27 protein-coding genes are annotated in these 25,054 nt (G+C 35.2%); 20 read left to right on the top strand and 7 right to left on the bottom strand.

The annotated features are described in order from the left end of the window. The first annotated feature begins 29 nt into the window (after positions 1–29). The 13 genes from PBT89_RS00270 to PBT89_RS00330 all read left to right on the top strand — a co-directional run bounded on the left by PBT89_RS00270 (position 30) and on the right by PBT89_RS00330 (position 12,018). A complete protein-coding gene (locus tag PBT89_RS00270) occupies positions 30–524 on the top strand; it encodes a F0F1 ATP synthase subunit B (RefSeq protein ID WP_270062888.1) in 495 nt (164 codons plus the stop codon). Positions 525–533: 9 nt separating this feature from the next. Next, positions 534–1,091: an ATP synthase F1 subunit delta gene (gene atpH / locus PBT89_RS00275; protein WP_270062889.1), complete on the top strand. Its 558-nt coding sequence runs from the start codon at positions 534–536 to the stop codon at positions 1,089–1,091. 44 nt (positions 1,092–1,135) lie between these two features. Beyond that, positions 1,136–2,716 carry a F0F1 ATP synthase subunit alpha gene (atpA, locus tag PBT89_RS00280; RefSeq protein WP_270062890.1) on the top strand — a complete coding sequence of 527 codons (1,581 nt, stop codon included), beginning with the start codon at positions 1,136–1,138 and terminating at the stop codon, positions 2,714–2,716. A 79-nt stretch (positions 2,717–2,795) separates the two neighbouring features. Beyond that, on the top strand, positions 2,796–3,656 hold the full coding sequence (gene atpG / locus PBT89_RS00285) for an ATP synthase F1 subunit gamma (protein ID WP_270059710.1): 861 nt from the start codon (positions 2,796–2,798) through the stop codon (positions 3,654–3,656). Between the two features lie 132 nt (positions 3,657–3,788). Next, positions 3,789–4,229 carry a hypothetical protein gene (locus PBT89_RS00290; RefSeq protein WP_270062891.1) on the top strand — a complete coding sequence of 147 codons (441 nt, stop codon included), beginning with the start codon at positions 3,789–3,791 and terminating at the stop codon, positions 4,227–4,229. 48 nt (positions 4,230–4,277) lie between these two features. Then, positions 4,278–5,723 (top strand): oligosaccharide flippase family protein, encoded by a 1,446-nt coding sequence (locus PBT89_RS00295; protein ID WP_270062892.1) that lies wholly within the window; start codon positions 4,278–4,280, stop codon positions 5,721–5,723. Then, complete coding sequence (gene dut / locus PBT89_RS00300; protein ID WP_270062893.1) at positions 5,720–6,154, top strand: dUTP diphosphatase; 435 nt, start codon at positions 5,720–5,722, stop codon at positions 6,152–6,154. Before PBT89_RS00295 ends, dut begins: the two co-directional genes overlap by 4 nt. A 47-nt stretch (positions 6,155–6,201) precedes the next feature. Further along, a complete protein-coding gene (locus tag PBT89_RS00305) occupies positions 6,202–7,212 on the top strand; it encodes a sugar phosphate nucleotidyltransferase (protein ID WP_270062894.1) in 1,011 nt (336 codons plus the stop codon). Between the two features lie 31 nt (positions 7,213–7,243). Continuing rightward, positions 7,244–8,623 carry a tetratricopeptide repeat protein gene (locus PBT89_RS00310; protein WP_270062895.1) on the top strand — a complete coding sequence of 460 codons (1,380 nt, stop codon included), beginning with the start codon at positions 7,244–7,246 and terminating at the stop codon, positions 8,621–8,623. After that, positions 8,620–9,390: a DUF4292 domain-containing protein gene (locus tag PBT89_RS00315; RefSeq protein ID WP_270062896.1), complete on the top strand. Its 771-nt coding sequence runs from the start codon at positions 8,620–8,622 to the stop codon at positions 9,388–9,390. Before PBT89_RS00310 ends, PBT89_RS00315 begins: the two co-directional genes overlap by 4 nt. Next, on the top strand, positions 9,387–10,604 hold the full coding sequence (locus PBT89_RS00320) for a murein hydrolase activator EnvC family protein (RefSeq protein ID WP_270062897.1): 1,218 nt from the start codon (positions 9,387–9,389) through the stop codon (positions 10,602–10,604). Before PBT89_RS00315 ends, PBT89_RS00320 begins: the two co-directional genes overlap by 4 nt. Positions 10,605–10,664: 60 nt before the next feature. Continuing rightward, positions 10,665–11,354 (top strand): hypothetical protein, encoded by a 690-nt coding sequence (locus PBT89_RS00325; RefSeq protein ID WP_270062898.1) that lies wholly within the window; start codon positions 10,665–10,667, stop codon positions 11,352–11,354. Positions 11,355–11,376: 22 nt separating this feature from the next. Next, entirely contained in the window at positions 11,377–12,018 is a 642-nt protein-coding gene (locus tag PBT89_RS00330) for a hypothetical protein (protein WP_270062899.1), read from the top strand. Positions 12,019–12,020: 2 nt separating this feature from the next. Here PBT89_RS00330 and PBT89_RS00335 read toward each other — a convergent pair whose 3' ends face one another. Then, entirely contained in the window at positions 12,021–12,533 is a 513-nt protein-coding gene (locus tag PBT89_RS00335) for an acyl-CoA thioesterase (protein WP_270059700.1), read from the bottom strand. Positions 12,534–12,590: 57 nt separating this feature from the next. Further along, a complete protein-coding gene (locus PBT89_RS00340; RefSeq protein ID WP_270062900.1) occupies positions 12,591–13,526 on the bottom strand; it encodes an SPOR domain-containing protein in 936 nt (311 codons plus the stop codon). A 96-nt stretch (positions 13,527–13,622) separates the two neighbouring features. On the opposite strand from PBT89_RS00340, the gene dprA reads away from it, so the two are divergent. Further along, positions 13,623–14,723: a DNA-processing protein DprA gene (gene dprA / locus PBT89_RS00345; RefSeq protein WP_270064283.1), complete on the top strand. Its 1,101-nt coding sequence runs from the start codon at positions 13,623–13,625 to the stop codon at positions 14,721–14,723. 7 nt (positions 14,724–14,730) lie between these two features. On the opposite strand, the gene trpS is transcribed toward dprA, so the two are convergent. Then, the gene (trpS, locus tag PBT89_RS00350; protein ID WP_270062901.1) at positions 14,731–15,699 is read right to left on the bottom strand and encodes a tryptophan--tRNA ligase; all 969 of its coding nucleotides are present in this window, start codon (positions 15,697–15,699) and stop codon (positions 14,731–14,733) included. Between the two features lie 75 nt (positions 15,700–15,774). Between trpS and PBT89_RS00355 the strand changes: the two genes are divergently transcribed. Continuing rightward, a complete protein-coding gene (locus tag PBT89_RS00355) occupies positions 15,775–16,518 on the top strand; it encodes a lysophospholipid acyltransferase family protein (RefSeq protein WP_270059696.1) in 744 nt (247 codons plus the stop codon). A gap of 4 nt (positions 16,519–16,522) precedes the next feature. Here PBT89_RS00355 and PBT89_RS00360 read toward each other — a convergent pair whose 3' ends face one another. The 4 genes from PBT89_RS00360 to recA form a co-directional block, all read right to left on the bottom strand. Then, positions 16,523–17,986 (bottom strand): hypothetical protein, encoded by a 1,464-nt coding sequence (locus PBT89_RS00360; protein ID WP_270062902.1) that lies wholly within the window; start codon positions 17,984–17,986, stop codon positions 16,523–16,525. Further along, complete coding sequence (locus PBT89_RS00365) at positions 17,983–18,525, bottom strand: RNA polymerase sigma factor (protein ID WP_270059694.1); 543 nt, start codon at positions 18,523–18,525, stop codon at positions 17,983–17,985. Before PBT89_RS00365 ends, PBT89_RS00360 begins: the two co-directional genes overlap by 4 nt. A gap of 275 nt (positions 18,526–18,800) precedes the next feature. Further along, positions 18,801–19,301 carry a hypothetical protein gene (locus tag PBT89_RS00370; RefSeq protein WP_270062903.1) on the bottom strand — a complete coding sequence of 167 codons (501 nt, stop codon included), beginning with the start codon at positions 19,299–19,301 and terminating at the stop codon, positions 18,801–18,803. 118 nt (positions 19,302–19,419) lie between these two features. Beyond that, positions 19,420–20,439, bottom strand: a complete 1,020-nt coding sequence (gene recA / locus PBT89_RS00375) for a recombinase RecA (RefSeq protein WP_270059692.1) — start codon at positions 20,437–20,439, stop codon at positions 19,420–19,422. Between the two features lie 207 nt (positions 20,440–20,646). On the opposite strand from recA, the gene PBT89_RS00380 reads away from it, so the two are divergent. From PBT89_RS00380 to PBT89_RS00400, 5 genes are all read left to right on the top strand, one after another. Further along, positions 20,647–21,888 (top strand): peptidase U32 family protein, encoded by a 1,242-nt coding sequence (locus PBT89_RS00380; RefSeq protein WP_270062904.1) that lies wholly within the window; start codon positions 20,647–20,649, stop codon positions 21,886–21,888. Next, the gene (locus tag PBT89_RS00385; protein WP_270059690.1) at positions 21,888–22,118 is read left to right on the top strand and encodes a ferredoxin; all 231 of its coding nucleotides are present in this window, start codon (positions 21,888–21,890) and stop codon (positions 22,116–22,118) included. The genes PBT89_RS00380 and PBT89_RS00385 overlap by 1 nt, the downstream gene beginning before the upstream one ends. Positions 22,119–22,148: 30 nt before the next feature. Beyond that, positions 22,149–23,180, top strand: a complete 1,032-nt coding sequence (gene trhO, locus PBT89_RS00390) for an oxygen-dependent tRNA uridine(34) hydroxylase TrhO (RefSeq protein ID WP_270059689.1) — start codon at positions 22,149–22,151, stop codon at positions 23,178–23,180. Positions 23,181–23,396: 216 nt separating this feature from the next. Beyond that, positions 23,397–24,569, top strand: a complete 1,173-nt coding sequence (locus PBT89_RS00395) for a PSP1 domain-containing protein (RefSeq protein ID WP_270062905.1) — start codon at positions 23,397–23,399, stop codon at positions 24,567–24,569. Further along, the gene (locus PBT89_RS00400; protein ID WP_270062906.1) at positions 24,559–25,050 is read left to right on the top strand and encodes a gliding motility lipoprotein GldH; all 492 of its coding nucleotides are present in this window, start codon (positions 24,559–24,561) and stop codon (positions 25,048–25,050) included. Before PBT89_RS00395 ends, PBT89_RS00400 begins: the two co-directional genes overlap by 11 nt. The last annotated feature ends 4 nt before the right edge of the window (positions 25,051–25,054 follow it).

The following is a 25,054-nucleotide window of genomic DNA, read 5'->3' on the forward strand; positions in this document are numbered from 1 at the left end:
ATCCAAAAATTAAAATTTTATAATATACTATGGATTTAATCACTCCTGAAATTGGTTTACTTTTTTGGCAAACGATAGTTTTCCTAGTACTTATTTTGCTTCTTGCAAAATTCGCTTGGAAACCTATTCTTGGAGCTGTTAAAGAAAGAGAAGACTCTATAAATAATGCATTGTCGTCTGCGGAAGAAGCTAGAAAAGAAATGCAAAATCTAAAGGCAGATAACGAGCAGTTAATGAAAGAAGCTCGTGCTGAAAGAGATGCAATTCTTAGAGAAGCTCGTGAACTGAAAGAAAAGGTAATGGCAGATGCTACTGTAGAAGCACAAGACAAAGCAGATCAAATAGTATCACAAGCTAAAGAAAGCATCGAGCTTGAGAAAAAAGCTGCAATGGCAGAAATTAAAGCTCAGGTAGCAAGTCTTTCTATAGAAATTGCAGAAAAAGTAGTTCGTACAGAATTATCAAGTAAAGAAAAACAACACCAGATGATTGATAACATGCTTGGTGATGTTACTTTAAACTAATACTTTGTGATGAAAGGAACCAGAGCAGCACAACGTTATGCAAAAGCAATTCTTACATTAGCTAACGATCAAAAAGTAGCTAAAGATGTAAAGGAAGATATGCTTAGTATTTCTAAAACTATCGCGGCAAGCGAAGATTTAAGATCTACTTTAGCGAGCCCTATAATTAAGCCTAATCTAAAGAAACAAATCTTAGAAGAGATTTTTAAAGATATAAATGGTTTAACCAAGGGTGTTTTTAATTTACTTGTAGAGAATAATCGAATTAATATTTTAGGAGTTGTGGCAACGCAATATTTAATGTTATTCGATGATTCTATTCTAGTGCAAAATGCTGTTGTTACCACCGTAGTTCCTTTAACAAAGGAGCTTGAAGATAAAATTCAGGCTAAAATAAAAGAGCTTACCGGTAGGGAAGCTACAATCGAGAATAAGATTGATGAAAGTATTCTTGGTGGATTTGTTTTGAGAGTTGGCGACCTTCAGTATGATGCTAGTGTCGCTAATAACTTAAACAAGTTGAAAACAGAATTTATAAAAAGCAACGCTTACGTTTCTAAAATTTAATAAAAACCGCCCGTAGCTAACGAGGCATTTTATCTTAAATAATTATGGCAGAAGTAAATCCTGCTGAAGTTTCAGCAATATTAAAGAAACAACTTTCCGGATTCGAGGCAAAGGCTTCTTTAGACGAAGTTGGTACCGTGCTTACAGTTGGTGACGGTATTGCTAACGTTTATGGTCTTTCTAATGCGCAATACGGAGAATTAGTTCAATTCGACAGTGGTCTTGAAGGAATGGTGCTTAACCTAGAGGAAGATAATGTTGGGGTAGTACTTTTAGGACCTTCAAAAGAAGTTAGAGAAGGTTCTATTGTTAAAAGAACACAAAGAATTGCTTCTATAAATGTTGGAGAAGGTATTGTTGGAAGAGTAGTAAATACCTTAGGTGTACCAATAGACGGTAAAGGACCTATCGAGGGAGAAACTTTCGAAATGCCTTTAGAGCGTAAGGCACCAGGTGTTGTTTTCCGTGAGCCGGTGACAGAACCTATGCAGACAGGTATTAAATCTATCGATGCTATGGTACCGGTAGGTAGAGGACAACGTGAGCTTGTGATTGGTGACCGTCAAACAGGTAAAACTACTGTTTGTATTGACACTATTCTTAATCAAAAAGAATTTTACGATGCCGGTGAGCCGGTTTATTGTATATATGTAGCTATAGGGCAAAAAGCTTCTACAGTTGCAGGTATTGCTAAAGTACTTGAAGATAAAGGTGCTTTGGCTTATACTACTATTGTAGCTGCAAATGCATCAGATCCTGCGCCAATGCAGGTATATGCTCCATTTGCTGGTGCTGCAATTGGTGAATATTTTAGAGATACAGGTCGTCCTGCTTTAATTGTTTATGATGATTTATCTAAACAAGCAGTTGCATACCGTGAGGTTTCTCTTTTATTGCGTCGTCCACCGGGACGTGAAGCGTATCCTGGGGATGTATTCTTCCTTCACTCAAGATTGCTAGAGCGTGCAGCGAAAGTGATTAATGATGATGATATTGCGAAGACCATGAACGATCTTCCTGAGTCACTTAAAGGTAAAGTAAAAGGTGGTGGTTCTTTAACAGCATTGCCAATTATCGAAACTCAGGCGGGTGATGTATCTGCATATATTCCTACTAACGTGATTTCGATTACAGATGGTCAGATTTTCTTAACTTCAGATTTATTTAACTCTGGTGTACGTCCTGCGATTAACGTTGGTATTTCGGTATCTCGTGTAGGTGGTTCGGCTCAGATTAAATCTATGAAGAAAGTTGCTGGTACACTTAAATTAGACCAGGCTCAGTTCCGTGAACTTGAAGCTTTTGCTAAATTCGGTTCAGACCTAGATGCGGCTACAATGAGTGTGATCGAAAAAGGTAAGCGTAACGTAGAAATCCTTAAGCAGGGACAAAACGATCCTTATCCTGTAGAAGATCAAATCGCTATTATCTTTGCAGGTTCTAAGAACTTGCTAAGAGATGTACCTGTAGAAAAGGTTAGAGAATTTGAAAGAGATTATATAGAATTCTTAAATGCTAAGCATAGAGGAGTAATGGATACGCTTAAAGCGGGTAAACTTACCGATGAAGTTACTGATACTTTAGCAGCTGTAGCAAAAGAATTATCTGAAAAATATAAAGGATAAAAGTTTTTGAACAAAGAGTGAATGAAATATTTAACTCTTTGTTCTTTATTAGTATTTAGGCTAGTCCAATTTTAAAAATATGGCAAACTTAAAAGAATTACGTAGCAGAATTACCTCGGTTTCCTCAACCATGCAAATCACCAGTGCCATGAAAATGGTATCTGCAGCAAAGTTGAGTAAAGCTCAGGATGCTATTGAATCTATGAGACCTTATTCTCAAAAGCTTTCACAGCTTTTGCAGGATCTTAGTGCTAGCTTAGATGACGATAGCAGCAGTAAATATGCAGAGCAGCGTGAAGTAAACAAAGTACTTGTAGTTGCTATTTCTTCTAACAGAGGTTTGGCTGGTGCTTTTAATGCAAATATCATTAAGGGAGTAAAAAACGCAGTAGCAAAAGAATATGCAGATAAAGATGTTCATCTTTATAGCATAGGAAAAAAAGCTAACGACATTTTAAAGAAGAGCTTGACGGTTTATAAGACCAATACTGAGATCTTCGATGATCTTAGTTTTGAAAATGTTTCTGTGATTGCTGAAGATTTAATGAATCAGTTTCTTGAAGGGAATTACGATAAAATTGTTTTGGTTTATAATCACTTTAAGAATGCTGCTACTCAAGCTGTGATGACCGAGCAATTTTTACCAATACCTAAGTTTGAAACAGAAGAGGAAGTGCAACTGGATTACATTTTTGAACCTTCAAAGCTGGAAATCGTAAAAGATTTGATTCCGAAGTCTTTAAAAATGCAATTGTATAAAGCTTTAAGAGATTCATTTGCATCTGAGCATGGTGCGCGTATGACGGCGATGCATAAAGCAACAGAAAATGCAACTGAACTTAGAGATTCTCTTAAATTGTCTTATAACAAAGCAAGGCAAGCTTCTATTACTAACGAAATTCTTGAAATCGTTGGTGGTGCGGAAGCTCTTAATAATTAAAAGATTTAATTTCATATATTTAAAAACCCGGCTAGTCCGGGTTTTTTTGGTTTTAAATGGAGAGCTATAAAATAATTTTTTGTTTGGCATTCAATTTGATTTCTATTATTAGACAATCAAAAAACTTTTACTATGAAACCAGCCTATTTCATCTTCAGCATAATTATCTTTTCTATGTTTACCAACTGTAGAAGTCATAAAGATCTTCAGGAAGAAGCTCCTGCACAGTTCCAGCAGGCTTATTATGTTTCAGATAAGGGGCAAATGACTTTTTTTCTTCCGGTAATTGCCATCCAAAATAATCGCGTTGAATTAAAGAATATCTACTTCAAAGGATTAAAATCACCAATTGTAAAAGACGAGAATGTGCAAAATCGCTACACTGCAATTTTTAATGTAAAACAATCTGACTTTGTAATGAGTTCAGATCCTAAAGAAGAATACGGAAATAAAATGCCCCAAAGACCGGTAGAAAGCCCGATAAAGATCGAAAAAAATCAGGCATTGTTAGAATATCAGGAAGACAAAGAAATTAAATATTATTTATTAGACAATATCGAGGAGCGTAAATAGTCGCTTTCTTCTTAAATATTAGGATATTTGCAGGAAAACTAACGCCTGTTGAGCACTTTAAAACGATTTTTTCAGGATACGATTATTTACGGTATTGCCACTGTGGTACCTAGGCTGCTAAATTTTATTTTAGTCCCCTTACATACAGAAATATTAGGTACTGGGCATTATTCGATAAATACCACATTCTATATTTGGGCGGCATTTTTTAATGTGTTGCTTACGTATGGGATGGAAACTTCTTTCTTCAGGTTTTTTAGTAGGGCAGAGGAGAAACAAAAAGTTTTTTCAACTTCTTTTATTGCATTAACTATCACAACGCTCCTTTTTTTTGGTTTAGGAATGCTTTTTAGAGATCCTTTTATAAGTTTTCTAGACTTAGATCCTTTCTTTTTTAATATCCTGTTTACGGTCTTAATTTTAGATACATTGGTGGTTGTTCCTTTTGCTTATTTAAGGGCAACTAACAGACCGTTAAGGTTTGCTTCTATCAAAATTATAAATGTAAGCATCGTCTTTTCAATTAATTTATATCTCTTGTGGCTTGTTCCTAGATTCCCTGCGGTTGCCCCACAATATATTTTAGATCATTTTAGCGAAAAAGATATTTTAGGCTATATCTTTCTGGCAAATCTGGCTGCTAGTATTGTCACGTTTATAATCCTTCTTCCTTATTTCTTTAAAACTAAAATACAGTTTAGTTTTTCATTATTAAAGCAAATGTGGAAGTACGGTTGGCCGATAATGCTGGCAGGAATTTCATTCATTATTAATGAAAACCTGGATAAACTTTTGCTAAAAGATATCCTTTCCGAAGAAATTATGGGAGCCTATTCCGGCTGTTATAAATTAGCTGTTTTTATGATGATTTATATACAGGCTTTTAAAATGGGAGCAGAGCCTTTTTTCTTTAATCATGCGAAAGCAAAAAATGCAAAAACAACTTATGCTAAAATCCTTAATTATTTTGTAATCACCGGTGGATTGATTTTATTGGTTTTAGTGAGTTTTATAGATGTTTTTAAGGAGTATTTAATCAGGGATGAGGATTATTGGGTCGCAATGTCGATTGTTCCTGTGATTCTTTTGGCAAACCTGTTTTTAGGAATTTATCATAACCTTTCAGTGTGGTATAAACTTACCGATAAAACAAGAATGGGAATGTATATTTCACTTTTTGGTGCGTTAATTACTATCGTTATTAACGTAACGCTAATTGGTAGCTATGGTTTTATGGTTGCCGCCTGGGCAACTTTGGCTGCTTACGGGAGCATGATGCTTATCTCATATTTCTTCGGAAGAAAATACTACCGTGTACCGTATAACGTTAAGAAAATAGGATTTTATTTACTACTTTCTATAACATTGTCGGCCATAAGTTTTATATACTTCAGGCAAAATTATATAGTTGCCGTATTATTTGTTCTCATATTTGTGGGAATTACGTATTTTAAAGAACAAGAAGACATAAAGAAAATTTTAAAACGATCATGACGATTAAAATAATCAACAAAAGTTCACACGATTTACCAAGTTATGCTACTGAAGCTTCCGCAGGAATGGATTTAAGAGCCGAACTATCCGAGCCGGTAACTCTAAAACCATTGGAAAGAGCAATCGTAAAAACAGGATTGTTTATAGAGCTTCCTGTAGGTTACGAAGCACAAGTAAGACCAAGAAGTGGTCTTGCTGCTAAAAAAGGGATTACGGTTTTAAATGCACCAGGAACTATAGACGCCGATTATCGAGGTGAAATTGGTGTAATTTTGGTGAATTTATCTAATGAAGATTTCACGATCGAAAATGGTGAGCGTGTGGCACAACTTGTAATTGCAAAACACGAGCATATTAATTGGGAAGAGGTTGAAATACTTACAGATAGCGTACGCGGAGCTGGCGGGTTTGGCAGTACGGGAACAAAGTAAGTTTAGGTTTTTCCTAATATTTATAATAGAATCAAACAAACAAAAAGATGAAGATTATTGTACCCATGGCGGGAAGAGGTTCGCGCCTTAGGCCACATACACTTACAACACCAAAACCTTTGATACCTATTGCAGGCAAACCTATTGTGCACCGTTTGGTGCAGGATATCGCAAAGGTATTGGATGAAAAAGTTGATGAAGTTGCTTTTATTATTGCTGAAGATTTTGGAGAAAAAATAGAGAAAGAGCTTAAAGATATAGCAGAAAGCTTAGGCGCTAAGGCAACAATTTACTATCAGGATAAACCCTTAGGAACTGGTCACGCGATTATGTGTGCTAAAGATTCGCTAAGCGGTCCTGCGGTGATTGCCTATGCAGATACTCTTTTTAAAGCCGATTTTACCTTAGATAAAGATGCCGATAGTGTAATTTGGGTAAAGCAGGTAGAAAATCCATCTGCTTATGGAGTTGTAAGCCTAAATGAGAAAAGAGAAATAACCGAGCTTGTTGAAAAACCAACCGAATTTGTTTCAGATCTTGCAGTAATTGGGATTTACTATTTCAAGGATGTAGCTGTTCTAAAAGGCGAACTTCAAAAAGTTTTGGATAATAATATTGTTCATGGTGGCGAGTATCAGATCAATGATGGAATTAAAGCTATGCAGACAAACGGTCTTCGTTTTGTGCCGGGTAAAGTAGAGGAATGGATGGACTGCGGAAATAAAAATGTAACCGTACAAACCAACGGAAGAATGCTTAACTTTTTACATAAAGATGGCGAAAAGTTGATCGCTAATAATGTAAAAATAAAAGATTCTGAAATTACCGAGCCTTGCTTTATTGGTGAAAATGTAGAATTAATCAATGCCAAGATTGGTCCCAATGTTTCTATAGGAAACGGAACCAAAATAGAAAATTCAACCATAAAAAACAGTCTTATTCAAACTTTTGCTGAAGTGAAAAATGCAAAATTGAATAATGCCATGATTGGTAATTTTGCTAAATTCAACGGAGAATTTACCCAAATCAGTATCGGTGATTATTCTGTATTGGAATAGTTATTGAACCCAAATCCTAAAACCTACTTTGTTGAAAAATATATTCATATTGGCCTTTCTAGGAATCCTTTTTCTGGTACCGGGAAAGGCCTTTGCATTTTTTCAGCAAAAAGAAGAAAATAGCGCTGCCGTAAATACTGATCTTGGTGAAGTAGACGACGCTTTTCAGGAATATTTTTTTGAAGCGCTAAAGCAACGCGGTATCGAAAATTATAAAAAATCGAATACTGCTTTGCAAAAGTGCCTCGCCATTGATGATAATGAAGCGATTGTTTATTACGAAATGGCGAAAAATTATTATTCATTAGAAGCCTATAATAAAGCGAAACCAAATTTCATAAAAGCCCTGGAGCTTAAACCGAAAGATGAAAATATTCTTGGGGATTATTACGAAAATGAAATTGCAGCAGTAGATTACGAAAGTGCAATTGTAATTCTAAGAGATTTAATCAAAATCGATAAAAAATACCGGGAAGATTTAGCCGATTTATATATTCTAAGCGATCATTACGATAGTGCTTTATCGCTAATCGATAGTTTAGACCAACAATACGGCAAGAATAGTTACCGCACCAGGATGCGACGCCAAATCTATGCGCGTACCAACAACATTGATGCTCAGATCTCCAGTTTAGAAAAAGCTATTCAGGAAAATCCCGAAGACGAGCAAAATTACCTGAATCTTATCTATGTTTATAGCGACGAGGATATGGATGAAGAAGCTTTTGATACCGCGCAAGAACTTTTAAAATATAGTCCCGGTTCCAGTCTTGCTCATTTAGCACTTTATAAATTTTTTCTGAATAAAGAACAGGCGGAAGATGCGGTGAATTCTATGGAAATTGTCTTTAGATCTGAAGAAATAGACGCAGCTTCAAAATATAAAGTTCTAAACGACTTTTTATTATTTGTAAACGAAAATCCACAGTGGGAAACAGAGCTTATGAAAGTAAGTCAAATGCTTTCCAGCTTAGAAAATGAACCTTCACTTTATAGAAAATTAGGAGAATATTATCTAAAAAATAATAATAAAGCTGATGCTTTACGTTATTTTGAAATGGGCTTGAAGGAAGATCCATCCAATTTCGAAATGATAAAAAACACCGTGATTTTAAGAATCGATCAACAACGCTTTGAAGGTGCTAACGAACTGGCATCAGAAGCCAGGGACATCTTCCCGGCACAACCAATTTTTTATTTACTGAATGGTGTAGCCTTAAATAAACTTAAAAATTATTCTGAAGCTGTCGAAATTCTTACTTTTGGACTGGATTTTTTAATCGAAAATCCAAGAATGCAAGCCGATTTTTATCAGCAGATTTCGGTGTCTTATACAGGTATGGAGGATAAGGAGAGTGCTAATGAGTATAAAGCAAAGGCAATTAAAATTTTAAAAGAAGAAACTAAATGATCAAACGTATAATAATTGTTGTCTTAATAACCATCACCACTGTTGCATGTGGAACAAAAAAAGCTGCAACAGGTTTCGAAAGGAGTAACGCTAAAGCATCTGGCGTTATTAAAAATCACTACGATAAGGCAGTTGACTTTAATACGATATCCGGTAAACTTAGAGCAACGTACCAGAACTTCGATAAATCACAATCGGTAAATCTAAGTTTTCGTATGGAAAAAGATAAAGCTATTTGGATGAGCGCCAGTATTCTTGGTTTCCCGATGGCAAAAGTTTACATCACTCCAGAGAAAGTAAGCTATTATGAAAAAGTAGGAAAATCATATTTTGATGGCGATTTCAGTTTAGTAAGTAAATGGTTAGGAACGCCGCTGGATTTCGATAAACTTCAGAATTTATTAATCGGTCAGGCGATTTACGATCTTAGGAAAGATGGCTATACATTAAGCGAATCTGCAAGAGGTTTTCAATTACTTCCGAAGAAAGAATCTGAGGTAAAAAAAATGTTTATGCTAGATAGCAAAACTTACAAAGCCAAAGCACAGCAGTTGGCTCAGGAAGATAAGAATAGAAGTGTAACAGTAACTTACGATGATTATCAAACCGTTTCTGGAAAAATTTTTCCTGAAACTATTACCATAATTGCCAACGAAAGTGGCGAAAGTACCAATATTACCATCCAATATCGCTCGATTGAGTTTGACGGTGACGTAAGTTTTCCGTTTAGTATTCCTTCTGGTTACGATGAAATTTCTGTAAAATGAAATTGAATTTCTTTAAATATATCCTTGTTGCTGCAACCTTTTTGGTCGCTACCAATTCATTTTCTCAAAGTACTAGAGAAGCTTTGGAGAAAAAAAGAATGGAACTTCAAAACGAAATTCGTCGAATATCCGATCTTAGAAGTAACAACAAGAAGAAGGAAAAATCAATTCTGAATGAAGTTCAGGATTTAAATCAGCAAATAAAAAGCACCGAAAATTTAATACAAGTAACCAACAGGCAGGCTAGTCTTCTCACGAAAGAGATGAATGAGAACGAAGCGAAGATCGCGAAGTTTAGAAAAGAATTAGAGGAGCTAAAGGCAGATTATGCGGTAATGATTAAAAAATCCTATCGTAGTAAATCACAGCAAAGCCGCATAATGTTTTTGTTGTCTTCAGAAAGTTTTTTACAGGCTTATAAACGGCTGGAATATTTAAAACAATACACAGAGTACAGAAAACAGCAAGGAGAGCAAATAAAGACACGTACAGTCGATTTACAACGTTTAAACACACGACTTGCTAATCAAAAAGAAGAAAAAGATAAATTAATTGCAGAGAATCGTAAAACCAGAGCTCGTTTAGAAGAAAATAAAAAAGCGCAGCAAGAATTAATGAAAACCATTACGGCAAAAGAAGGCCAGTTCGCTTCGCAAATAAGAAAGGCTCAGCAAGAAATTGACGAAATTGAGCGTAAGATCGATGCGATGATTAAAGCTTCGATCGCAGAAACCAATAAAAAATCGGGTTCAGCAAAACGTGATGTTTTTGAATTATCCCCTGAAGCAAAAGCCTTGGCTAAAGACTTTGCCAGCAACAAAGGAAAATTACCCTGGCCTGTAAAAGCTGGTACCATTAGTATGAAGTTTGGGAAACAACCGCATCCTGTAGTTCGTAATATTTCGATAAACAATAGCGGTATAAATATCGATACCGACAAAGGTGGTAAGGCCAGAGCTGTTTTTGAAGGAACCGTTAGTGAAGTTCAGATCTTAAAAGGAGCAAATAAGGCTGTGATGTTAAGGCATGGAGATTATATCACCATTTATGATAATTTAGAGAGTGTTGCTGTTCGTAAAGGAGATTATGTAAGCACCGGGCAGGAACTTGGTGTGGTGGCCACCAGTAAAAGCACAGGAAAAACGACTTTACACTTTTTAATATTTCAAAATACTAATAAATACAATCCTGAAAGCTGGATTATAAACCGTTAATTTTTAGTGTTTAAAGCAACCCATTTTAGTATTTTGCATCTAATTGATGTAATATTGATCATGAAAAAAATAGGTGTTGCGATTGTAGTCTTATTAGTAGGACTATCTGCTTGTACTAGTGATGAGGTTTTGGTAACCGAAAATCAGCGATTGGCAGTATTTGCAACTTTAACCGATTCTAGTAATGTTGCTTTAAAAAATATTCCGGTAAATGTAACTACCGATAGAGAATCTGAATATAATATTTTAGGAGAATCAAAAAGTAAAGATTTAGGTAGAGTAGATTTTGTGTCGCTGGTTTCCTACAATCGTGGTTTAATAATTAATTTTAATCCAGAATATTCTAAAGATTATATTCCCGCTTACTCTTCATTAAGCTTTATCGATTCACTTAATATCGAAGGAAGAGAAGGCATCATTAACCTTAAACTTGTCCAATTAAGTAGAATTAGGAATGTGAACCTAAATATCACAATGGGAGCGCAGACCGACAGTCTGGAAGTTGTTTTAATGTATCCTAAGAAAAAGCAATCTCTGGGGCTCTATGATTCTCAGGAGAATAATTTCTTACCTGAAAATTATATTAGAAATTATCTAAAATTAGATGAAGAGAATACCAGTTTTATGGATGCATTTTCGATTCCCGAAGGTAGCAGTATAAAAATTAATTACACTGTAAACGATGAAGTAGAAAGGGATACGATTGTAAAAGTTACTTCAGAAAGCAATAGTTTTAATTTCGAATTTTAGTTTCAGCACCACCCATTTTTATATGAAAAAGTTACTATTCATATTCGGCATTTTTAGCTACACTTTTCTTCAGGCGCAACAAAGCGATGTGGAGATCGCTGCACATCGAAACTGGTACCAACCTGAAGATCCAGAAACCATTTTTTTCGATTTATCCACTTTTTACCCATTAGGAATAAGTAATTCTAGTTTTAACAACGATTATCAATTAGATCAGGGGATTCAGTTTGGCGTCCACATTTTTATTGTTCCTGAATTTACTGCTGGTCTTTATGGAAAATGGCACGGGAGCGAAGTCACTAATATTGAAAAAATAGGAAATATAAACGAAACAAGGTTTAACGAATATGGGCTTGAATTGGGATATTACTACGCTATCGATCAGAAAGTTAATGTGCATCTAACCGGAGGCGTTGCAGGTGTATATCTTAGAAATTTGGTTAATTTTTCTCCAAACTCTTTTGGTGAAAATGGAATAAGTTATAAGCTAGGAGTAGCCTTGGGTTATCGCTTCAACCAGACCTTAGCAGTTTTTGCGAAAGTATCACCGTATTATTTAAATATGGATATCCAAAATGAGGCCTATGATAATTATTTAAACGATCATATTTTAATGGATTTTGGAGTTGGGTTACGCATTCATCTGCATAACCCTAATGGATAAATTTAGTCCTTAAACAATGCTTTTAATTCAGTAGCATCATTAGGCTTTAATTTTCCGGCAAGAACAAGGCTTAATTGTTTTCTTCGTAGAGCGGCATCATAACGATCTTTCTCTAAATCTGTTTCCGGTTTTAATGGAGGAACAGGCACTGGAGCTCCTGTTTCATCTACAGCTACAAAGGTGTATATAGCTTCGTTTGCTTTACTTCTAAGACCACTTTCACGATCTTCTACCCAAACATCTATAAAGATCTCCATAGACGATTTAAATGCTCTAGAAATAGCTGCTTCAACCGTAACTACACTTCCCAAAGGGATAGCTCTATTAAAAGCAACATGGTTTACAGATGCAGTCACTACAATACGGCGACTATGTCTTCTTGCTGCAATACTTGCTGCACGATCCATGCGAGCTAACAATTCTCCACCAAATAGATTATTTAGGGGATTGGTCTCGCTTGGTAAAACAAGGTCGGTTAATGTAGTTCTAGAATCTTTTGGGTATTTTGAATCCATATTTGCCAGTTTTTGGCAATAATAGTGAGCTTTTAGGTAAAAAGCACTAAAAAAAGATTAAAGTTCCTGTACAAGTAGCCAAGCTGCTTTGTCTTCTCTCTTTAATTTGTTAAGTGCATTTACTGCTTCGCGTCTGGTTTTATGACTAGAAAATACTACTTGGTGAAGTCCGTATTTGTTCGCTCCTATAAGTCGGGCTTTGTAACCTTCTTTTTTAAGTTCATTTACTTTTTTCTCGGCATTTTCTTCAACTCTAAAAGCTCCTGCAACTAAATGAAAGTCGCCAGATTGCTTTTCTACATTAAAAGTAATTGCCGGTAAAGGATTATCGATAACAAAAGTAGCCTCTTGAATTTGTTGCTGTAATTGGTTTTCAGCTTCCTGTTGTTCAGCAATATTATGTTCCGCAACTTGATTGCTGTAAATATTTAAACCAGCCATTCCCGATAAACCAATTGCAAGAATTCCTACTGCAGCATATTTAAGAAATGCGGCTTTGCGGTTTCTACGCTCAGGAGTAAAATGAATAGGTGCTTTTTCTTCAATTTCCTGAACCTGAGTTTTGTAAACTTCACGCTGAATTTTTGCTGAATGAACCACATCCAGTCCAAAAGAATCAGCCAGATAATTTACTTTATTAAAAGGCTCAAACTGAAGTGTAAAATCTTCAGAAACAGTAAACTGCCCAATATTCGTAATTTCAACTTTATCTTGATCTTTTAGAGAACTCTCTAACTGATGTACAAAATCTGCAATCTTATTAAGCGCTGTCGTATAATTAATACTTTCAGCCTCAGCAACGTAATTTGCTAATAATCCGTCGTTTTTAACTAACTGACGATTAAAGGATACCGTTTTCTTTGGTGGATAAAGACTATTTGTTTCAGCATCAAGAAACGCCGATTCTCTTTGAGATAAAAATGCACCAAATCCCGGTACGATAACGCATTCGTAGCGGTAAAGTAAATCCTGTATGTAGTTAGCTATTTTCATAAATGCAAAAATAAGACGAAAGTGAAGTATATAAAAATAGAGAAACAATTTTTATTAACAAATCTTTTTTGTTTAATTTTAGAGGAAAGCGATGGGATGAATTTTAATGATCTAAAATACGTCTTAGCACTCCAAAAAGCTCCTAATCTGGGAGATAGAACCGCAAAAAAGTTAATTGCTAGATTGGGAAGTGCTAGGGCAATATTCGAAGAAAAGCGACAAAATTTATTGAAAATTGAAGGGATTGGAGCGCTTAAAATGAAAGGATTACTAGATCCTGCGAATTTTGAAGCGGCAGAAAACGAACTCGAATTTATCCAAAATGAACAATTAAAGACGCATTATTTTGAAGATCAAAATTATCCCGAAAAATTGAAGCACTGCCATGATTCGCCAATTTTGCTGTTTTCAAAAGGAAATATTCAGCTTCAACATCACCGAATTATAAGTATTGTAGGAACACGAAAGATCACCAGCGCTGGCAAGTCTTTTGTTGAGCAATTTATCGAGGAACTTAGTCCGCTTAATCCTATCATTGTTTCTGGATTTGCATACGGAGTTGATATCGCGGCGCATCGGGCTGCTGTCGCGAATAATTTGCAAACTATTGGTTGTTTAGCGCATGGTTTCAATCAAATTTACCCAAAAGTCCATGCAAAATATGTAGACAGCGTTTTAGAAAATGGCGGGTTTTTTAGCGATTTTTGGAGTACTGATAACTTCGGAAGAAATAATTTTCTAAAGAGAAATCGAATTATAGCCGGTTTAAGTGAAGCTACGGTAGTTATAGAAAGTGCAGAGAAGGGCGGAAGCTTAGTTACTGCAGATATTGCCAACTCTTACAATCGGGAAGTCTTTGCCGTTCCCGGCCGTCCTGGTGATAAATATAGTAAAGGTTGTAACGAACTTATAAAATCGAATAATGCCAATTTATTAAGTAGCGCAGCCGATTTGGTTTATATGTTGGGATGGAAACTTCAGGAAGAAATTAAACCCGTCCAGCAGCAATTATTTGTCGATTTAGATTCTGAAGAGCAACAAATTTACGATCATCTAAAAGAAAAAGGGAAATCACAATTAGATACGATAGCGCTCTACTGTAATTTCCCAACTTTTAAAACCGCTTCAATTTTACTGAACATGGAACTTAAAGGTGTTATTAGACCTTTGCCCGGTAAATTATTTGAAGCAATTTAGATCGTAATTAATATCCTAATTTTTGGCGAACACGCTTTAAAACATCACTAGCCACAGCTGTTGCTTTTTCTTTCCCAATGGCCAAAGCTTTATCAATTTCTTCAAGATTGTTGATGTAATATTCATATTTTTCACGCGGTTCAGCAAAAGTTTCTTTTACTAATTCGAATAAAGCTTGTTTTGCATGGCCATAACCAAAACCACCAGCTTCATATTTTTGGCGTAGATCTGCGGTTTGTTCTTCAGATCCTAATAATTTATAGATATTGAAAACATTACAGGTATCTGGGTTTTTGGGTTCTTCAAGCGGAGTACTATCAGTTTGAATTCCCATAATTTGTTTTCTCAGTTTTTTATCGGTCTGAAAAATATTTATGGTATTATCTTTCGATTTACTCATTTTAGAACCATCAGTGCCGGGAACAAACAAGATGTTTTCTTCTACTTTAGCTTCAGGAATTACAAAAGTTTCTCCCATTTTAGCGTGAAAACGAGAAGCTACATCTCTGGTAATTTCTAAATGTTGTAATTGGTCTTTCCCAACAGGAACAATTTCAGCATCATATAATAGAATATCTGCAGCCATAAGCATTGGGTACGTAAAAAGCCCGGCATTTACATCTTCTAAACGATCTGCTTTATCTTTAAACGAATGTGCTAAAGTAAGTCGTTGATAAGGAAAAAAGCAGCTTAAATACCAGGTAAGCTCACTGGTTTGAGGGATATCACTTTGTCTGTAAAATACCGTTTTGTCTATATCAATACCACAGGCAAGCCATGTGGCAGCGACAGAGTAGGTGTTATTTCTTAAAGTTTCAGCATCTTTAATTTGTGTTAGAGAATGCATATCTGCAATGAAAATGAAGGAATCATTTTCTGGGCTGTTCGCCATTCTTATAGCAGGCATAATAGCCCCCAGTAAATTTCCTAAATGAGGAGTTCCTGTACTTTGTACTCCCGTTAGTATTCTAGACATGTAGTAATTAAATTTTTATACAAAGGTACTTTTTTTGTGGAATTGACTTGATTGTATTTACTACTTTTGGAATCTATGCGTTTTCTAAAAAATATTGCTATTGCGGTATGGAGAATTTGGTTCTATGTTTTACTCGTAGTGCCAATAATCATTATGTTACCTATATTGGTAGTGTTTACTTCATCGGAGCGATTTTATCCTCAATTCTTCTTTTGCGCAAGAATGTGGGCCAAATTTATCATTTTTGGAATGGGATTTTATCGCAAAGTTGTTGGTGGGCAGAAGTTGGAAAAAGGCTACAGCTATATGTTTGTAGCCAATCACTGTTCTATTATCGATATCATGTTAATGCTTTCTACGATAAATCATCCTTTTGTTTTTGTTGGGAAAAAAGAACTAGTGAAAATTCCCATTTTTGGATTTTTCTATAAACGTACCTGTATTCTGGTAGATCGCAAGAATCCACAAAGTAGGCAAGCGGTTTTTAATGAAGCGCAAAGAAGATTAAAGCAAGGCAACAGCATTTGTATTTTTCCGGAAGGTGGCGTTCCCGACGATGAAAGTATTGTTTTAGACGAATTTAAAGAAGGAGCTTTTAAGCTGGCTATAGACCACCAAATACCTATCGTTCCGCTAACATTTCACGATACTAAAAAGCGTTTTTCCTACACTTTCTTTTCTGGAAGCCCTGGGAAATTGAGAGTTAAGATCCACGATTTTATATCGACCAAAGGGAAAACCCAGCAAGACCGTAAAGCACTAAAGCTGCAAAACAGGGAGGTTATTCTTCAGGAATTAAACAATCCAACCGTAAATTAATTGGTTAAAACTCGAAACTAAATCCTGTATAAATTCCGAAGAAAAACGGCTTCACGCCATCAACATTATTAAAACTATTTAATTGATATTTGAAGGTTGGTTCTAAATTTAACCGAAATTTATCGTTGAGTTGATAATCTACACCCATCCCAATATTGGTCGTAAAACTTAGTTCTTCTAAATTATTTGCTTCTCCCAGTTCTACTTCTCCATTTTGGGAACTAACACTTACCGAGTTTTCATCTAAAAATAAACTGCTGGCACCACCAATTAATTTCAGTCCAATTTTTTTATCGATCAAGTTATATTCGATTTCAAGCGGAACTTCAATATATCCAAAACTTTGATTTATTGAACCCGACTCTACAGGCATATTTAAATTCGCAAAATTATTAATTTCTGGTGAAGTCACTGGGCTATCAAAAGCATCACCATTACTTCTAGAACTGGTACTCGTAATTTTAATATTCTCGCTTCCATTTTCGTAATTAATATTAGCAAGATTGTTAGACGCCATGGCATAGTTATAAACAATATCCCTGGTTTTATAATTCATATTCACTTTATTAATCCCAGAACGTATTTTTACTTTTTCAGAAATAGCATATGCTAATTTTATACCGTAAGACATGGTAACCTCGCTATTGGTTTGATTACCTGCAAAATTGGGATCTATTGCACTACCGCTTCCTAAATTATCGTAATATACAGGTGCTGCAAAAGGAGCAATACTAATTTTGCCAGCTTTGTTTGATGCTATTTTTAAATCTTCAGAGGTAGCTTCCTTGTTTTTTTCTTCCTCAAGAATTGCTAATGCATTCTCATATTCTTGCTGTTCTTTAATTTTAGAAGAATCTGCGACAGCAAATTGAGCTTCTTGATCATTTTTAATGATCTCTTCGTTATTTATTTCATCTTGGAGATTTTTCGTCGATATTTTCTTATTTTCATTTTCAAGATTTGCTAATTGTTGTTCGTTTTTTGATTGGTTTGAACTTTTATTTTTTTCTGTTTTTGCTGAAATGCTATTATTAAAAGTAGAATTTTGATTATTTGTAATGGCATTATTTTGATTAGTACTAGCCCCTGAATTATTTCTGGAAACTTTACTTGGCGCGCCTGAATATTCAGACCGGCCTGCAATCTCTTCAAGAATATTATTAGCGCTCTTCAGTGTAGAATCTACAGGCATTTCAATCTTAGGAAGGGCTGATTTTTCAATATCAATAGAGATTTGGGGCTCTGTTAAATTTGCAGGGTTTAGGTAAATATAAGTTAGAGTTGTAATTAGAGCTAAAACAGCCGCTACGCTGCCAAGCTTATACCAAAATGGTAAAATAAACGGCTTTTTTTCTTGCTTTTCCTGCAATTTGCCTGCTATATTTTTCCATACTTCTTCTCTGGGAGCTTGTTCAAAATCTTTGAACTTCTCCTGAAAAAGGCGATCTATATTCTTTCTCTCTTTCATAGGGTTTTTGCAGAAGAATTAATTTGACTTTTCTCGATATTATCTTTCAATATATGTCGGGCTCTTGATAGATTAGATTTAGAAGTACCTTCAGAAATATTCAGCATATTCGCAATTTCTTTGTGGGAATAACCATCTAAAACATATAGGTTAAATACTTCGCGGTAACGTTGCGGTAATTGCTGTACGATTTTTAATAAAAAATCTAAAGGCAAAGAAGATTCTTCATATTCTACTGTAGCTTCTTCTATTTGATTTTCGTTTGCTATACTATATAATTTTTCTTTTCTGTGCTTTTGTAAAGCGGTATTTATTACAATTCTTTTCATCCAACCTTCAAATGATCCTAAATTATTGTATTGACCAATTTTGTCGAATATGGTCATAAAGCCATCCTGCAGATTATCTTCAGCCTGCTGGTAGCTATCAGAATATTTTAAACATAAGCCGAACATCTTCCCGGAGTATAACCGGTAAAGCTCTTCCTGTGCTTTAATATCCTTTTTTTTACATCTTTTTATGAGCTTTTCTAGCGTCAAAAAATCGTGTGAATTTAGTTGGTTACTTATGCCTTAGTTATCTGTTTTTTTTATCAGATTTTTATGCTAACTGTAATTTAATAAAAACAAGTTTAGTCTTTCCTAAGTTACCTGTTCTTAGGATAAGGATTCATGCTTTTATATTCTCTTTTCTGAATATTTCTATTCCTGGTTTATAATGTATAGATACGCTGAAATCTAAAAGGTTGCGTGGCTTAAAATAAAAAAAGCTGAAATTATATAATTTCAGCTTTTTAAAAATAATGATTAATCTTTTATTCTGCTGGTTCTTCAGGAGTAGGCTCTGGTTCTCCTACGGGAACGTTTACTGTTAAAAACTCGTATTCATTTGTTGCAGTATTAACGCCGTTTACAAAACGAAATCGAACAGTATCATAGCGATCTTCATTTTGGGTAACAGTATTTAGCTTAAAGCCATTTCTGAATAGAGATTCTGTTTTAGATAAACTAGTTGTTTGCTCTGTACACTCTGTAACATTTGGATCGTAGGATGTTAAAGCCACAATATCGTAAACTAAGATATTTTCCTCATCTTCATTTTCGTAAGATTTTCCATCGAATGCATAAAAAGTATGGCAGGCATCGGGTAGCGTAAAGGTTGCTTTTATATCGTAGCTCTCTTCATAATCAATAAAAGCAGGCAAATTGTGGTTCGTGATTCTGGCATATTGGTATGCGATACTCGGACCATCATCATCACTATTACAACTAATAAGAGAGATCGCAAGAACTAATAATAAACTTAGCTTTTTCATCTTTGTATTTTTGGGTTTTGTTTGTTGTAGATGATTTAGTTTTGAAAAGGTTGCGTAAAATTCAAAAAAAAATCTCCGAAGTCGGAGATTTTTTTATATTAATTTGTTTTTCAATTGCTTAAGATTCTTCTTTTGCAACTTTTATAGCATCTTTTATTTTAACTTCCAGTTCATCCATTAGATCTGGATTGTCCTTTAAGATGGTTTTTACCGCATCACGACCTTGTCCAAGTTTGGTGTCTTCATAACTAAACCAAGACCCACTTTTTTTAATTATTTCGTAGTCAACACCTATATCGATAATTTCACCAATTTTAGAAACTCCTTCCCCATACATAATATCAAATTCGGCAGTTTTAAATGGTGGCGCGACTTTGTTTTTCACCACTTTTACCCTGGTCTTATTACCCATTACTTCACTACTGCTGTTTTTAATCTGGGTAGATCTTCTAATATCTAAACGTACTGAGGCATAGAACTTAAGTGCGTTACCACCAGTAGTTGTTTCAGGATTTCCAAACATTACGCCAATTTTCTCACGAAGCTGGTTAATGAAGATCACTGTACAATTTGTTTTACTAATTGTAGAGGTTAATTTTCTAAGTGCCTGAGACATCAAACGAGCATGTAATCCCATTTTTGAGTCTCCCATTTCTCCTTCGATCTCACTTTTTGGAGTAAGAGCTGCAACCGAGTCGATTACAATAATATCGATAGCTCCAGATCTAATTAAGTTATCGGCAATTTCCAGAGCCTGTTCACCATTATCTGGTTGCGAGATTATTAAGTTTTCTATATCCACCCCTAGCTTTTCAGCATAAAATCTATCAAAAGCATGTTCTGCATCAATAAAAGCTGCAATCCCTCCGGTTTTTTGGGTTTCGGCAATCGCGTGTAAAGTAAGCGTAGTTTTACCAGAAGATTCTGGACCATAAATTTCTATCACTCTTCCTCTTGGATAACCTCCAACACCTAGTGCTAAATCTAAGCCTAAAGAACCGGTAGAAATCGAAGGAACATCAACAACTGCTTGATCCCCCATTTTCATTACCGTACCCTTTCCATAAGTTTTGTCCATCTTATCCAGGGTAAGCTTTAATGCTTTTAATTTTGCCTCTTTTTCTTTATCGTTACTCATTTTATTATCCTGTTTTTTTGCAAGTTGCTAAATTACTATAACTTTTATTAGGTAACAATTATAAATTGAATCGCGTTTTAAAGATTTCTCCATTTTACTGAATCTGAAAAAACTAAATTCTTAATTGAAATCCATAAAATTTGGCTTTCGCTAAATGTAACCAATAATTGAAAGATATGTATCTTTGCAGCCCATATTTTATTAGAGATGACGAGTACAGGAAAGATAGAACTTATGGCCCCCGCGGGCAATTTTGAGTCTTTACAGGCGGCATTAGATAATGGAGCCGACTCCGTTTATTTTGGTGTAGAACAGCTTAATATGCGGGCAAGAGCAAGTATAAATTTTACATTAGACGATCTGCCAGAAATAGCAAAGCGTTGCACAAATAAAGGCGTTAGAACTTATCTAACTCTCAATACAATAGTTTACGATCATGATCTTTCTATTGTAAAAACCTTATTGGATAAAGCCAAAGCTGCATCGATAACCGCGGTAATAGCGATGGATCAGGCGGTGATTGCTTATGCAAGACAAATAGGTATGGAAGTTCATATTTCTACACAGATCAATATTACCAACATCGAAACTGTTAAGTTTTACGCGATGTTTGCCGATACCATGGTCTTGAGTAGAGAACTGAGCTTGCGACAGGTTAAAAAAATCTGCGACCAGATAGAAAAAGAAGAAGTAAAAGGTCCTTCTGGAAATTTAGTGGAAATAGAAATTTTTGGACATGGGGCACTTTGTATGGCAGTTTCAGGTAAATGTTATTTGAGCTTACATTCACATAACTCTTCGGCGAATCGAGGAGCCTGTAAACAAAATTGCAGAAAAAAATATACGGTGATCGATCAGGAAAGTGGTTTTGAGGTCGAGTTGGATAATGAATACATGATGTCTCCAAAAGATCTTTGTACTTTAGATTTTCTAGATCAGGTGATCGATGCCGGTGCAAAAGTATTGAAGATTGAAGGTCGTGGCCGTGCGCCAGAATATGTTGCAAAAGTTATAAAAACCTACCGCGAAGCTATTGATGCTTATTATGCTGAAGAATTTACCAAAGAAAAGGTAGCAGCCTGGATGGAAGAACTAAAAAAAGTCTACAATCGTGGATTTTGGAGTGGTTATTATTTAGGTCAAAAACTAGGGGAGTGGAGCGATGGCTCTGGTTCTCATGCCACACAAAAGAAAGTTTACGTTGGTAAAGGAATGCATTACTTTCCTAAAGCCAATATTGGTGAATTTAAGATTGAAGCTTACGACATAAAATTAGGAGATACACTTTTAATTACAGGACCCACCACAGGTGCGCAAGAAATAGAACTTTCTGAAATGATGGTGAACGATCAAACTTTAGAAACTGCTTCAAAAGGAGATTCGTGTACAATAAAATTACCATTCAGAATTAGAAATTCAGACAAACTGTATAAAATAGTCAAAGCCTAATGGTAGTGGTTACCTTACAAAGAGAAAAATGTATTGGCTGTAATTATTGCGTAGAAATGGCACCTTCAGAATTTCAGATGTCTAAGAAAGATGGCAAGACCGTTCTATTGCATTCTAAAGAAAAAAAAGGCTTTTATACGCTTAAATCTCACGATGATAGTATCTTTGCCGAATGTTTGCAGGCACAAAATGCCTGTCCGGTAAAAATAATTACCACTAAAAAACTGTAATATTTCTTTAATTCTTAAAATTAGTATAGCATGCAACTGTACAACAAACTAAGCGCTAAAGAAAGAGAAGCATTAATCGAGGAAGCTGGTGAAGACAGGCTTACGCTCTCTTTTTATGCCTACGCTAAAATAGGCAATCCTAATCTTTTTAGAGATCATCTTTTTGTAGCCTGGAATTCAATGGATGTTCTGGGGAGAATTTATGTGGCAAACGAAGGTATTAACGCTCAGCTTTCTGTTCCGGCAAAAAGATTCAATGAATTTAAAGATTTTATAGACGGAATTTATTTCTTAGAAGGCTGTCGTCTAAATATTGCTATTGAGCAAGATTCTAAATCGTTCCTTAAACTTAAAGTAAAAGTTCGTGATAAAATTGTGGCCGACGGTCTAAATGATGCGAACTTTGATGTTACTAACAAAGGGATTCATGTAGATGCTGCTACATTTAACCAGTTACTAGACGATCCAAAAACGGTTTGTGTAGATATGCGAAACCACTACGAAAGTGAAATTGGTCATTTTCAAGGAGCGGTTACTCCAGATGTAGATACTTTTAGGGATTCGCTTCCAATTATAGAAAAAGATCTTGAAGAGCACAAAGAAGATAAAAACCTGTTAATGTATTGCACTGGTGGAATTCGTTGTGAAAAAGCAAGTGCCTATTATAAGCATCGCGGATTTCAGAATGTGTACCAATTGGAGGGCGGAATAATAGAATATGCCCGCCAGGTTAAAAATCAGCAATTGGAAAATAAATTTATCGGTAAAAACTTTGTTTTCGATCATCGACGTTCAGAGCGTATCACAGAAGATGTAATTGCACATTGCCATCAATGCGGTAAACCTTGTGATACCCATGTTAATTGTGCAAATGAAGCGTGTCATTTACTATTTATTCAGTGTGAAGAATGTGCAATGGAAATGAACAATTGCTGCAGCGAAGATTGTATGAAAATAAATTCCCTTCCTTACGAACAACAAAAAGAGCTTAGAAAAGGAAAAGGAAACAGCAATAAAATTTTTAAGAAAGGCCGCTCTGAAGTTTTAAAATATAAGAGTTAAGCTTTCGTTCTAAATGGTGATGCCAATTAATATTGGTATCTTTACTTTTTTAGAACTGATTTATAAACCAAAAGGAGCAAAATTAGAAAACCGAATTTTTGAAATATACCCTTGAGGTCCCGGAATTTAGAAGTGAGATTGATGGTCGGGATATCGGGTTATTTTTAAATAAGAGATTTGGCTTTTTGTTACTCCTTATCAAGATATATAACATTTATGGCGTGTAGCAGTTGCTCTACCGGTACAGACGGTAAGCCTAAAGGATGTAAAAGTAACGGAACCTGCGGAACAGATAGTTGTAATAAACTTACGGTTTTTGACTGGCTCTCTAATATGTCCCTTCCAAACGGAATAGAACCTTTTAATTGTGTTGAAGTACGTTTTAAAAACGGAAGAAAACATTTCTTTAAAAATACCGAAAATCTTAGCCTAAGCATGGGCGATGTGGTAGCTACAGAAGCTTCACCGGGTCACGATGTAGGGATGGTAAGTCTTACCGGAGAATTGGTAAGAATACAGATGAAGAAGAAAAAGGTAGATCCAGATAGCGATGAGGTATTAAAAATTTATCGCAAAGCCACCCAAAAAGATATTGATATTTGGGAAGAAGTTCGTTCCAAAGAAGAAAAAATTAAAACAAGAGCCAGAGAAATCGCTATTCGATTAAATTTAAGTATGAAGATTAGCGATATCGAATTTCAGGGAGATGCTTCAAAAGCAACCTTTTATTATACAGCAGATGATCGTGTAGATTTTCGCCAGTTAATAAAAGAGTTTGCACGAGAATTTAATACCCGTATCGAAATGCGCCAAATTGGTCTTCGCCAGGAAGCAGCAAGACTTGGCGGAATTGGATCTTGTGGGCGGGAGTTATGTTGTTCTACCTGGTTAACAGATTTTAGATCTGTAAGTACCAGCGCAGCGCGCTATCAACAGCTATCTTTAAATCCGCAAAAACTAGCTGGGCAATGTGGGAAACTAAAATGTTGCCTAAATTATGAGTTAGATACCTACTTGGAATGTCTTAAATCTTTCCCGAAAACAGATATTAAACTTTATACCAAAAAGGGAACAGCCGTATGCCAAAAAATAGATATTTTTAAAGGCTTTCTTTGGTATGCTTATGAAGGTGAATGGATGACGTGGCATAAACTAACCGCAGAGCAGGCCAATAAAATAATTGCTTCTAATAAGAAAAGAGAAAGTATAGGCAGTCTTGAAGAATTTGAAGTTGTGCTTCAGATGGAAGAAGAAAAGCCAGACTTTAATAATGTGGTTGGACAAGATAGTTTAACAAGATTTGATAAGCCACAACAAGGCAAAAAGAAACGTAGAAATAAAAAAAGAAGAAAGAAAAATAACCCATCTTCCTCAAAGAATGCGAAGTAATTTTATTCTGGTTTGTACTGTATTCAGCTTATTTCTGTGGAGTTGTGATTCCAAAATGGTTTATGATGAATATAAATCTATTAATGAGTGGAATAAAGATTCTATAGTTACGTTTAACATTGGAGAATTGGATTCTCTAAAAGCTTATAATTTATTTATCGATATTAGAAATAACAGTAAGTTTAAGTATAGCAACTTATATTTAATTACTGAAATTCAATTCCCAAAAGGAAAGGTGATAAGCGACACCTTAGAATATAAAATGGCTGAACCTAATGGCGAATGGCTTGGTACAGGATTTGGTGATGTAAAAGAAAACAAGCTTTGGTATAAAGAAAATGTAAAATTTACAGAACCAGGAGATTATCAAGTTAATATTAGACATGCCATGCGTAAGAATGGTGATGTAGATGGAATAGAAAATTTAGAAGGAATCACAGATGTTGGTTTCAGAATAGAAAAAACGACACAGAATAATTAGAGCA

The sequence above is a fragment of the Zunongwangia sp. HRR-M8 genome, from assembly GCF_027594405.1.
In the GTDB taxonomy this organism is placed as follows: domain Bacteria; phylum Bacteroidota; class Bacteroidia; order Flavobacteriales; family Flavobacteriaceae; genus Zunongwangia.